The 11943-nt window shown below is 55.3% G+C and carries 10 protein-coding genes and 1 pseudogene; 5 read left to right on the forward strand and 6 right to left on the reverse strand.

Features of this window, described 5'->3' with window-relative positions:
• Positions 1-224: 224 nt before the first annotated feature.
• A complete protein-coding gene (locus RBB80_RS33570; RefSeq protein WP_433970215.1) occupies positions 225-596 on the forward strand; it encodes a single-stranded DNA-binding protein in 372 nt (123 codons plus the stop codon).
• A 54-nt stretch (positions 597-650) separates the two neighbouring features.
• On the opposite strand, the pseudogene RBB80_RS33575 reads toward RBB80_RS33570, so the two are convergent.
• A pseudogene (locus RBB80_RS33575) lies at positions 651-1759 on the reverse strand (PDDEXK nuclease domain-containing protein).
• Between the two features lie 172 nt (positions 1760-1931).
• On the opposite strand from RBB80_RS33575, the gene RBB80_RS33580 reads away from it, so the two are divergent.
• From RBB80_RS33580 to RBB80_RS33590, 3 genes are read left to right on the forward strand one after another with little or no spacing between them, the layout of a single operon-like run.
• Positions 1932-3197 (forward strand): chemotaxis protein CheB, encoded by a 1266-nt coding sequence (locus tag RBB80_RS33580; protein WP_433970216.1) that lies wholly within the window; start codon positions 1932-1934, stop codon positions 3195-3197.
• Positions 3140-3772: a CheR family methyltransferase gene (locus tag RBB80_RS33585; RefSeq protein WP_433970217.1), complete on the forward strand. Its 633-nt coding sequence runs from the start codon at positions 3140-3142 to the stop codon at positions 3770-3772. Before RBB80_RS33580 ends, RBB80_RS33585 begins: the two co-directional genes overlap by 58 nt.
• Positions 3730-5586 (forward strand): PAS domain-containing protein, encoded by a 1857-nt coding sequence (locus RBB80_RS33590; protein ID WP_433970219.1) that lies wholly within the window; start codon positions 3730-3732, stop codon positions 5584-5586. The genes RBB80_RS33585 and RBB80_RS33590 overlap by 43 nt, the downstream gene beginning before the upstream one ends.
• A gap of 40 nt (positions 5587-5626) precedes the next feature.
• Here RBB80_RS33590 and RBB80_RS33595 read toward each other — a convergent pair whose 3' ends face one another.
• Complete coding sequence (locus RBB80_RS33595) at positions 5627-5884, reverse strand: hypothetical protein (protein ID WP_433970221.1); 258 nt, start codon at positions 5882-5884, stop codon at positions 5627-5629.
• A 626-nt stretch (positions 5885-6510) separates the two neighbouring features.
• On the opposite strand from RBB80_RS33595, the gene RBB80_RS33600 reads away from it, so the two are divergent.
• Positions 6511-7416, forward strand: a complete 906-nt coding sequence (locus tag RBB80_RS33600; protein WP_433970420.1) for an Abi family protein — start codon at positions 6511-6513, stop codon at positions 7414-7416.
• Here the strand turns inward: RBB80_RS33600 and RBB80_RS33605 are convergent.
• From RBB80_RS33605 to RBB80_RS33620, 4 genes are read right to left on the reverse strand one after another with little or no spacing between them, the layout of a single operon-like run.
• On the reverse strand, positions 7312-8763 hold the full coding sequence (locus RBB80_RS33605) for a hypothetical protein (protein ID WP_433970222.1): 1452 nt from the start codon (positions 8761-8763) through the stop codon (positions 7312-7314). The genes RBB80_RS33600 and RBB80_RS33605 overlap by 105 nt on opposite strands.
• Positions 8764-8771: 8 nt before the next feature.
• Positions 8772-10160, reverse strand: a complete 1389-nt coding sequence (locus RBB80_RS33610) for a hypothetical protein (RefSeq protein WP_433970223.1) — start codon at positions 10158-10160, stop codon at positions 8772-8774.
• A complete protein-coding gene (locus RBB80_RS33615; RefSeq protein WP_433970225.1) occupies positions 10132-10788 on the reverse strand; it encodes a hypothetical protein in 657 nt (218 codons plus the stop codon). The genes RBB80_RS33610 and RBB80_RS33615 overlap by 29 nt, the downstream gene beginning before the upstream one ends.
• A gap of 51 nt (positions 10789-10839) precedes the next feature.
• Positions 10840-11757 carry a tyrosine-type recombinase/integrase gene (locus RBB80_RS33620; protein ID WP_433970226.1) on the reverse strand — a complete coding sequence of 306 codons (918 nt, stop codon included), beginning with the start codon at positions 11755-11757 and terminating at the stop codon, positions 10840-10842.
• Positions 11758-11943 lie beyond the last annotated feature (186 nt).

An 11943-nucleotide genomic window follows, 5' to 3' on the forward strand; every position in this document is an offset into this window, starting at 1 on the left:
TTCAGCGTGCCGCGCTCAAAACACCCCCGCCCTTCGGACGCACGCTCTCCTTCCCAGAATCCGCTGCGCGCCTCTCAAGAGGTGCGGACTCCTGCCCCCAGGCAAGCTGTGGTCCCCTTCCGCAGATTCGATCCAGTCGCCGAGGAGTGGGTCGCGACGGCACACCCGTTGGGCAAGCATGTACCGCAGACAGCGGACAAACCAAAAGAAACGGAGCTAAACACATGTTCAACAAAGTCATCCTCATCGGTCGCCTCGGACAGAACGCAGAAGCCAAAACGGCGCAGAACAACAAAGAGTACGTCATCCTCAACATCGCAACCCAGGAGAGCTGGAAGAACGACAAAGGCGACTACGAGAATCGCACCGAATGGCACCGCGTCTATGCCTGGAGGAATCTCTCGAAGTTCGCCAAGACTCTCCAAAAGGGGCAGCTCATCACACTTGAAGGCACCTTGCGGTATCGAGATGTCGAGGATGAGAGTGAGGGCACCACGTTCAAGCACCGGATCGCTGAGATCCACGCCACCAGCATGAAGCGGCTCTCGAAGATTGAGACCGCTGATGACCCAACAGACGGAGCCGGCGACGAATAATCGTCACCGCTCGGGTGGACGGGGCTTGTCGGCTCCGTCCACTATTTTTCTGTCTTAGTTTTTGGCGATTCTTCCGAGCTCTTGCTCGCATTGAGGCCCGGTTGCACTGGGTTCTGCATCCTCAGATCGAGTCTCAAGGCGTAGGCGGGCTGTCTCGATGGCTTCGTGGAGTTTCTGTCGAAGAATATCGGGAGGCGGGAGAACAGTCAGGTATTCGGCCACATGGATGCCAGCGGCTCCACTTCAAGCAGTTCGATCTGCTCTGTATTCTTCCCGGCACAGAGAATGATGCCAACTGGCGGCTCTTCTCCGATCTCTTGTTCATACCTCGCCAGCCATCGCAGATAGAGCTCCATCTGGCCCTTGTATTCTGGCTTGAAGCTACCCTGTTTGAGCTCGACGACGACTAACCGCTTGAGCTTTCGGTTGTAGAACAGTAGATCGATGTAGAAGTCGTTCCCGTCAAGTTGAATCCGCTTCTGACGTGCCACGAACGAGAATCCTGCACCCAACTCCAGGAGAAACGTCTCAAGCTCCCTCAGGATCGCTTCTTCAAGGTCACGTTCCTGAAAGCGGTCCGCCAGGCCTAGAAAGTCGAGCACGTAAGGATCTTTCAGAAGAAGAGCCGACGTGACCTCCCCTTGATTTCGGAGGGCAGTCAGTTCCTGGCGAATCAGCGCGTCCGGCTGCTTGGACAATGCCGTGCGCTCATAGAGCATGGAGTTGACCCGTTCCCGCAGTGTTCGAACGCTCCAACCTTCTATACGGCACATCTCCGCATAGAACTCGCGTTGGAAAGGCTGGACGAGCGGAAGCAGTTCACGAAAATGTGACCAACTCAATTGTCGCCACAGTGTGGCGACAATTGCTTCGTCAGGGAACGCCTCTGCAAATTGGATCATCCGGCGTAGGGTCTTCTCGGTATAGCCACGACCAAACTCCGCAACCAATTGTCGCGACAGTGTGGCGACAATCTGTTCTCCGTAGGCTCCGCGGGCGTCATGAAGCACTTCCGCCTGAATCCGCCTGCCGATGCGCCAGTACAATGCCGTAAGCCCAATATTGACGGCTGCGGCCGTCTGACGACGTGCTTCTGCGATCAGGCCTCGCACGTCTATCAAAAGGGACTCTGGAGAACCATGGGTTGAAGTCAGTTCACTCATCAAGAGCCTAGCTTACAGCGAATCCCCTTTAGGCGAACACACGGGTTCGATCTGTGTCATCCGACATGGTTTCGAATGTCAAGGGTGGCGTACACTTGGGGAGGTTACTGATCCAACAAGGATCGAGCCGACTGTTTCCGACGCACGACGGTCCCGGAGGGACCGGTGTCGAATGCCCACTTCCCAAGTAAAAAGACCACCGCCTAAAAGTGTATCGCCGGACATTCCAGTCGTGGCGATCGGCGCATCGGCAGGCGGTCTGGAAGCTCTTACGGCGATTCTGCGTGCTCTCCCCACTGACATCGCTCTGGCATTCATTTTGATTCAGCACCTCGACCCTAAACGCCGAAGCATTTTGCCAGAGCTGCTTTCGAGGGCGACCAAAATACCTGTACTGGAAGCGATCGACGCGATGAGAATCGAGTCGAATCGCGTCTATGTGATGCCAAGCAACGTGGATATTTCCATCACGGATGGCCACTTTGGGCTGATGCCGCGAGTGATAGACCGCAAGCAGCATCTACCCATCGACATCTTCATGCGTTCTCTCGCGGAGGTACGCAAGAGCCAGGCCATCGGCGTCATCCTCTCAGGCACGGCGTCGGACGGTACTGCGGGAGTTGAAGCGATTCGCGCAGAAGGTGGAGTGACCTTCGCCCAGGACCCCGAAACCGCCAAGTTCGACGGCATGCCTCGGAGCGCCATTAAATCCGGCTGCATCGATTTCGTTTTATCTCCTGAGAAGATCGCGGCGGAACTGTCGTGGATGAGCACTCATCCCACCCTCCGGAGGAAGTCGACGGATTCGCACGAAGAGCCGAAGGACGATGACCACATTTTCAATTCAATTTTGAGCCTGGTGAGCACTTCGCAAGGCGCCGACTTCAGTAAATACAAACCCAACACGATTCATCGCCGCACGCAGCAGCGCATGGCAGCTCTCAGGATAGCTTCTCTTGCTGGGTATTTGACCTATCTCGGAGAGCATCCGGAAGAAGTGGCGAAGCTCTCCAATCATGTTCTGATTCCCGTAACGGAGTTCTTCCGCAACCCGGAGGTCTTTGACGACCTATTAAGTACGATCTATCCGGCGATTGTTGGAGAGAAGGGAAAAGAAACCCTCCGCATATGGGTAGTTGCCTGCTCCAGCGGAGAAGAGGTGTATTCGCTGGCGATTACGTTGCTGGAATTTCTGGGTGCAAAAGCTAGTAGCCTCCGCATTCAGCTCTTTGGGACAGACATCAATGAGAAGGGGATTGCGAAAGCCCGCTCCGGCATCTATCCCGAAAGCGCAATGAAGAATGTCTCAGCGGACCGCGTCGCAAAGTTTTTCACGAAAGAGGCAGGCGGATACCGGGTCAACAAGGTGGTACGCGATCTATGTGTTTTTGCGCGTCAGGATGTCGCCAAGGATCCCCCTTTTCAAACCTGGATCTGATCTCGTGCCGGAATTTCCTTATTTATGTTCAACCGGAGCTGCAGGAAAAGATCATCTCGACCTTGCACTACGCCTTGAATCCATCCGGCTTTCTGCTGTTGGGAAGCGCCGAGAGCGCAGCCTCTTATCCGCAGATGTTCATGCCACTGAATAAGAAGAACAAGATCTATTCTAAAAAGGTTGGCAATCACCGCCAGCAGCAGCTCAAGACGAGTCGGACCCCCATACAGGCGAGTGCATCGCCACCAACGAAGGCGCAGCCCATCAGCCGTGCGAGCCAGAATGAAGCGGAGCTGCAGCAGGTCGCAGATCGAATTATCCTCAAGGAGTGTGCGCCGCCAGGGGTGATCGTTAACGACGCTCTCGAAATTCTTCAATTCCGTGGGCGAACGAGTCCTTATCTGGAGCCTGCGTCCGGGCGGGCCAATCTCAACATACTGAACATGGTGCGTGAAGAGCTGGCTATCGCGCTGCGCACTGCCATCGCTTCGGCAAGAAAAAGGCTGTTACGGTCCATAAAAAGAACGTCCCTTTGGACCATAGCGGCAAAAAGCGTGTGGTGCATCTGTCGGTGATCCCCATGGACGAACCGGCGACCGGAATGGGGCGGTGTTATCTCATCCTCTTCGAGGAGGCAGATTCTCCCAGCGAGATCCATGACAAAAGGAGTCCGTCGGGAGCTTTGAAGACAAGCGGCCTGGTCCGGAGAGAGCTTCTTGAGCAAAGGCGCGAACTGCAGGCCGCACGTGCTCTGCTCAAGGAACATCTGGCGGCACAGGAAGCGCTCCGCGAAGATTATCAGTCCACAAACGAAGAGATGCTCTCCACGAATGAAGAGCTGCAAAGCACCAACGAGGAGCTGGAGACCTCGAAAGAAGAACTGCAAGCCACCAATGAAGAACTCACCACGGTCAACGACGAGTTGAACAGCAACAACTCCACGCTGCACCTGCTCGGAAACGACCTGAAAAACCTGCTGGAAAGCACCGTGATCCCCATTGTGATGGTCGATGGCGGCCTGCGTATACGCCGCATGACCCCTACGGCGGAGACCGTCTTCAAAGTGCTTCCCTCCGATATCGGGCGTTCCATCACCGATATCAGGCCGGATTTCAATGTCGATTTGAGGCCTCTGCTTACAACCGTTCTCCGGGATGTGGTGAACCTCGAACGAGAGGTGCAGGATCAGCAAGGCCATTGGTATCGGTTGCAGATAAGACCCTACAAGACACTCGATAATCGGATCGATGGCGCGGTCCTGGTCCTGATGGATATCGATGTCATCAAGAAGCGCAATCAGGAACTGGTACTTGCGGCAGAGTTTACCAAGTCCATTATCGATACCATGCCGGAGCCTGTGCTTGTATTGAGTGCCGACCTGCGTATCCTGATGGCAAATCAAGCGTTCTATCGAGCCTTTGAAGTTGAGCCAGATACAACCCTGAATCACCTCGTCTATGACCTGGGAGATGGGCAGTGGAATAAACCCGACCTGCGAGTTCTGCTGGAGGAGATCCTGCCGCACGACAGAAACTTCTTCAACCATGAAGTCATATACGACTTCCCCGGCATCGGCTGGAAATCTTTCATGCTCAGTGGGCGCTATATGGTGCAGGAGCCGGATGCGGCACCTCTGATTCTCTTGTCGCTCACTGATATGACCAAACGCAAGAAGATCGAAGCCGCGCTCATCCAGTCGGAGAAGCTGGCCATTGCCAGCCGTCTGGCGGCGTCCATTGCGCATGAGATCAATAATCCGTTGGAGGCGATCACCAATCTTCTTTATCTCGCCTCGAATGGCGCTGATGCAGCAGAGGCAAAAACATATGTAGGGCAGGCGCTCGAGGAGGTAGGCCGCGTGTCCCACATCACGCAGCAGACACTCAAGTTCTACCGGCAATCTACAGCTCCATCGTCGGTGCAGATCGCTGAGATTCTGGATTCTCTGCTGGTGCTCTTCAACGGAAAATTCCTGGCCCATAATATCTCAGTTCACCGCCAATATAGAGAAGGGCCGCCCCTTCTGTGCCTGGCTGGAGATGTTCGTCAGATTTTTGCAAACATCATCGTGAACGCGATCGATGCGATGGCATCGGGAGGCTCGCTTACACTTCGAGTAAGCGCATCTTGCGATTGGCGCGATCGAGAGCGCCCTGGCATTCGCACTACCATTGTCGACACCGGTACTGGAATGAATACTGAGACGCTTGCCAAGATTTACGAGCCGTTCTTTACGACCAAAAATGAGACGGGAACCGGCCTCGGAATGTGGGTGTCTGCTCAACTTATTGAAAGACTGCAAGGCGATCTGCGAGTGTGGAGCACCACACGCACCGGCAGGAGCGGTACAACTTTCTCGCTATTCTTGCCGTTTGAACCATCGAAGTAGATAAGTTGCGGCGGAGTACCATACGACTCCCCGAAGCCCTTTATCCAAAAGCATTGGCCGTCGCCCACCGCGCCACATCCACAATCCCAGCGAACTGATGTTCTTCACCCGATGGAGTCGTCAGCGAATAGGCACCCGTCTTATCTTCTTCAGAAAGGTTCGGCCTTGTAGCCAACTGCACCGACCAGACACAGAAGCATCGCAAATTGCAGAAGTACATCTCTCCAACCGTATCCTTAAGGACGAAGGAAGGGTCAGGGACGGCGAACATATCGTAGGAGCAGACTCGACGATTCATTATTCCGGCGTTCCTTCCACCAGGCCATATCTTGCAGAATCATTCCAAGATACTTCAGGCCTCGCCCAGACAAATAGAGTCGCTCACCAAAAGAGCCTACAAGCCAAGGCTATCGTCTTCCGGCAGAGTTTGGCCCGGGACGGTGGTGGTCGGGGCGCCGAAGTGATCGATCCGTTGCTATATCCCAGTCACAAAGGCTTTCTGGTACCTCCAGGAGACATGTCTTTGGTAGAAACGTCATGAATGTTGAAGTTGACTCTCGACCATATTCCATATGGCGACGTTCTCGGGAGTATTACCCTTAATGTGCAAAGCTATCGATAAAGAATTGACTTCATCGTCCGTTTCGGACGATAATAGAAACAATACGACCGGCCCTTCTTCGCTATGCGTAAGGGTCGGTTTTCCTTTTATGGGCACCAGCGCACCCTTCTCTAATCCTTACGACAAGCCATATAAATCAGTCGCTGAGCAGATTGCCCTGCTCCTGAGTCGCGAGATGACCATTGCCGACATCCCTGCTGCCACCACTTATCTAGAGAGAATGGGCTACTACCGCCTGAGCGGGCTACTGGTATCCCTTTCGTAAAAGCCACATTCTTAGGCATGCGCTGACCGGCAAACCGATTCTTCATCCGGTCACCGGCAAAGAGCAGATCATCGTTGAGGATAACTTTCGCACCGGGACGACCTTTGAGCAGGTTACCCATTTGTATGTTTTTGATCGGCAGCTTCGCCTTCTTTTCCTGGATGCGATCGAAAGAGTTGAAGTCGCACTGAGAGTAGACATAGCCCACCTGTTGGGATCTCGGGACCGTTTCGCGCATCGTGACCCGCTGCAGCTCCATGATGATTTCACGAAGAAAAGATCTCCGCGCACCGGCCGTACTCACTACGAAGATTGGCTACAACGATCCGAAGCTGCGTTTCAGCGATCTACCGATGAGTTCATAAAGCACTTCAAGAACAAATACACTGGTCGGCCTCCTGTATGGATTGAGGCTGAGTTGTGGGATTTCGGACTACTGTCTTGGCTCCTGAGCGGTTTGAAGGTGGCTGATAGGCAGGTTTTAGCCCATCGGCATCGATTGGCGCGCCCCCATCTTCTAGTTGCCTCGATAAGAAACATCAATAACGTCCGGAATGTTTGTGCTCATCACGGCCGCCTTTGGAACCGTTCACTCGGAGACTTGTCCCCCATTCCCAGGCCCCGCGAGATCCCGTTGCTCGATCACCTTCTAGCGTATCCAAATCCACAGCACATCTATTCGACAGCGGCATTTCTCCAGTTTCTCTTGAGGGGAATAGATCCCGCGACAGATTGGGGGGCGGCTGAGGGCTCACCTAGCGACCTTCATTCCTACAGCGCACACCAACATCGCGCAGGCAGGATTTCCTTCAGGGTGGGAAGAGCTTCCGCTCTGGAATTAGCTCGGGCTCTCATGGCTAGCTCCGGATGGCTTCAGCAGTGCACGATACGTCAGGTGCCCCCGGCTTCCGAGCTCGTTGATGAGGCCCATTGCTTCCGCTGAAAGCTCGACGTCGCCCAATCCAAGAATCGTCCTGAGGATATTGTTCAGATCGACAGTCCAGAGATCAAGGTATTCGCGTTGCGCGAGCACGATCATCCGTGTGCAATCGAGGACGAGTTTGGGATAGGTCTCAGCCAGTCTGGAAAGCCTCGACAAGGCTTCGAGAACGGGTTCGAAGCCGCCCTCCGCAAGCACCAGACTTGCGTACAACCGGTCAAGGATCCAAGCATCGTCGAAATACGATGTATTGACCCACCATCCGAAGTTGGCAAAGACCTTGCCGGATTTCAAGGCGTTTTCGGAGGCCAGGATGTAATCCCAGAGCACCTCTAGGCGGGCAATAACCTCGTCAGCCACGGGCTCTTGGGCTTCCGACAATGATCGTCCAACATAGATAAACATCGATATCAAGGCACTATCGCTGGCAGTCGCAAGGAATTCACTAAGGACAGAACCTTGGCTGAGGTCGAGCTTCCCCCACCAATACAGTTGCACAAGATGGTGGCTCAACATCGAGCTCGGGCGCTCCAGCAGATGACTCTTCCCTTGTTTCCGGGTGTCATCCCCGATCTGAATCGCGCCGCGATATTGACGCTCGATCAATCGGTACACATCGATGTATGCCTGATTCGCAGCCAAATAAGCGCCCCAGGCTACATCACGCAAGGTTTGCTGATCAGGCTGATCCGGAAAGATCCGGTCCACAGCACCGGCAACCCAGTCCGACATGACCGCGCATAAGAACGGCAGCATCTCTCCGTAGATCAATCTCACGGAGAGAGATCTTTCCACGTCAGGATCGAGGTGCTGATCGAGGAACTGAGCGATCTCAGCAACCGCCTGAACGGAACTTCCCTCCTCCTTCAGGTGTTTGTTCAGCCATTCGATATAGTTCAGAGCAACACGAACCGCTCTGGGGCGGAGCGTATTCAAGGAGTAGGTCCAGACGTCCTTCTCTTGCGAGGCTTCGTCGCGGTAGTCGAGACACTCGGTTTCGTCATTTGCCAGAGTGTCGATCAATTGCCATGCCGTCTTCTGTTCAGGGAACGGCAACAGATCCTTCTGCAGCGCGTCCTCGAGGATGTCGATGATTGCGAATCGCGTCGGATGCCAGCCTGAATCGGGAGCATCCCAATAACCTTCATTCGTCTCGGCCGCTACATCCAAGGGCTGTTCACATATCCACTCCGCCAAGGCGAGCAGAGGTCTCCAGGCGAGTGTGGATTGATTTCTTGTTGCCTCTCGAAATCCCTGCAGCGCAGCGCGAACATACGTGGGCTGAAGCGTCTTGAAATCATCGAGGCGATCAAGATAACGCTCGGGGTTCGCCGCAATTGCCTTCGTCAATTCTCCTGCTAGGCCCTGATGTGACGGTCCGAAGGGGTGCGCAAGTCCGCCGACCAGGATTTCAAGTACGCGAGCAACTCATCGAAGGTCATCGACTGCAGCTCTTCATGGGAAGCGGGGCTTGCGGCCCCACGAGCCACGGCCCCGCCGCGAACGACTCGGTTCTCGAACTTTGTTGCCTTGCCAAACTCCTTTTCCAATTCCGCGACCTGTTCGAGGCGTTCGGTTGACAAGTGATCACGGATCGGTTCGAAACGCTCGAGCTTCCACTGATGAACAGCCCGCTCGATCTGTTCAGGGGACAATCCCCGCTCCACCAGAAGTTCCTTCTCAAGCCCTTTGTCGATAAGTGCGTACAGCAATTCCTGCTGGTCCTTTGTGAGCAGTGGGAAGGTGGCGCGAGCGAGTTCGTTGAACTCCTGACGAAGGCCATAGTCATGGAAGAGTTCTGGATCGGTTAACTTCTGCGATGCAAGGTTCAGGTCAAGTTGGGGATACTTCGCAAGCAAGAAGAACTGGATTCGCTCGAATACCATGAAGGGTTGTCGCTGAAGAACTTGCAACGCATCATTCCACGCGCCGGCCGATGCCATGGATTCTGCAGACAGGAGCACACCGGAGATTAGAAGCTGCTTTGCCTCTTCCCGCGAATCTCCGTACTCGAGAAGAGGTCGCCATATATAGGAATAGTCCTCTACCGGCCGGCGCGTCTTGCGATCGTACGGATGCTCCTGTGTCAGCGCAAACACCAGTTTTTTGGACAGGAGTTCGAGGTACTTCGCTCCCAAAGTTGCTGTCAGCTCCCGACCGTAGGTGTGTAGGATATTCCCATAATCAAACGATCGGATTCGGGTGCGTGCCTCACGCCGGTATTCCCGTCCTGATGCGATCGTTGACGGCCTCGTGTCGGGGACGACCTCAAGGACAGAATCCAGCACCTTAAGAGATGCACTAGCCTGCCCGGCCCGGGCGAGGTTCGCGGCTACTTCTCCCGCGCGATCCATTCCAACGAAACCGCCACTGGGAGCCGTGCGGGCTACTGCCTCGGCGAGTTTGGCCGCAGATGCCGCTGGCATGCTGGCCGCCGCGGTGAGAATATCCTGAATCACATAAGGGTTATCGGTGGCAGGAAAGCCAGCCATGATCTCAGCGACGAGCTCCGGCTCGAGTGCCGCCATTCGCGACAAATACCGGCTGGCCGGCCAGAGGTAATAGCGGACCCAATTCTCGTCCTGCTCCGGCGTCGGTTGGTCCACGAAGAACTTCGCTTTGCGCAGCGGCTCGATCCACTCAGGATTCTCCAGACGATCGAAGAAATACCGCTGCTGCTCCGGATGTAGCATTCCGGCTATGGCACGCGCGACGAGTTCAGGAGTTGGCTTCGCCCAGGATTTCATCCAAGCCCTCCATTCCTTCGTAGAAAGTGCGTTTGATGCCCAGAATATAGTTCTCCAGCATTGCGAACTTCGAGTGAAGTTCTTCCTCGACAGGTGTCGTCTGGTGGACTCCGAAATGTGCATACTGTTGGAACCATCTTCGTAATTTGACCCATTCCCGAGACATAGGCCGCAGCACTTCTGGACGCTTAGCTGCCTCCGGATTGCTTCCTACGAACATCTCCACTGCCTGCCCTTCCTGATTGATCGAACCGAGCCGATGCTCCCCCATCAACCGTTGGAGAAGCTTGACGAGATGACGGGAGATGGTCACGTCGTCCGACACCGTCGGCTGCAACACGCTGGCTGGATCAACTCTCTCTGCGGTATCGATCGCATCGAATCCTCCCTTTGCCCATTCGGGTTCAATCTCCTGAAGAACGCTGTTCGTATCGGCCCGTGGGCGCTTGGTGACATCTCGTAATTCCAGCAGTCCAGTACAGAGATCTCTGCCTACATGGCATATGATCTGCGCTCGGCCAGGAGTCGATAGGTCTGACAGAAGTTGTAGCGCCAGGACGTATGCCGTGTGAAGCGTGGCTGACTGCTCCTCAAGCCAAGCCGCGATTTGTTCCTGTTCGGGTCTCATCTGCTATGTTTGGAAGTTCTTCTACATGTTACCTACGGCGCTCATGAGAGCCTACAGTCCCAGGTTATCGTTGACCGCTATCTCGATATCCTGCTCCGACCCCAGATACCGTTCGGTGGTCTGGATCGAGGAGTGCCCTAAGAGGAATTTGATCTGCTCCAGATCCCCGCCGTTCTTCCTACACAGTTTCGCGCAGGTGCGACGGAGGTCGTGGGCGCCGAAGTGCTCGATCCCGATTTGCTTCGATGACTGTTCAACTACCGACCAGACCGCCCAGTCGCTCAACGTGTCGCGATTGATCTTCCCGGACTTCGAAACCGAGCGAAGCAGGCGGCCATCTTCGATCCCAGCCGCAGTCATCCAGGCATTGATGCCGTGCTTCACCCAGATCGGGATGGCGACGGTACGGATGCGCCGGCCCTTGCCCTCCAGGTCAGCCAGGACCCACCGCCCCTCCCTTTGTTGGATGGTCTCGACGTCAAGCTCGGCCAGTTCGTTCCGCCTCAGGGCGCAGCCAACCAGAAGCGCCAGGATGACGTAGTCGCGTTTGCCCTTGAGCGTCGTGCGGTCGGGGACAGCCAGCAACTCCTTGGCCTGCTCGCGGTTCAGCCAGTTTCCCAGCCGGGTTCCCTTCTGACTGATGTTGGGGACCTCGGTCAGGGTCGCGGCCTCCTCGGCCCCGAGCAAGCCGTTCTTCCGCGCCTCTCCGATCATTTTGCGGACGGCGGAGAGCCGAACGTTTATAGTGGAGGGCGAGAGCGACTCCATGCCCGCCCGCCACTCCATTAATAAGGACCGGGAGAGAGGCCGGCTGGCACAGAATTGGAACAGATCGTCGAGGGCTTTCCCGTAGTTGCGCTTGGAGTGCGGCGACGGGACGGTGTCGAGGACCATCTTCCGCAGCCGAGCCTGGGCGGGTGTGAGGGGCAGGGGCTTCTCTTCCCTGCTTTCGGGCGGTACGGGCGCCAAAACGAGCTCATTTGTCACGAACTGATTTTACCCCCGATAATTGCCATTGTCGTAGGCAATATATGCTCATTATAAAAGAGTTATCCACCGATACGGTCAGCCCCCAGAAGGCGCGAGGGAAACATGGAGGCGGTCCCTTCAACTGGCGTTGATTGTGGGTTCGGTCCTATCCGCTCCATTACAGAA

It is taken from the genome of Tunturiibacter gelidiferens, assembly GCF_051013345.1.
GTDB lineage: Bacteria > Acidobacteriota > Terriglobia > Terriglobales > Acidobacteriaceae > Edaphobacter > Edaphobacter gelidiferens_A.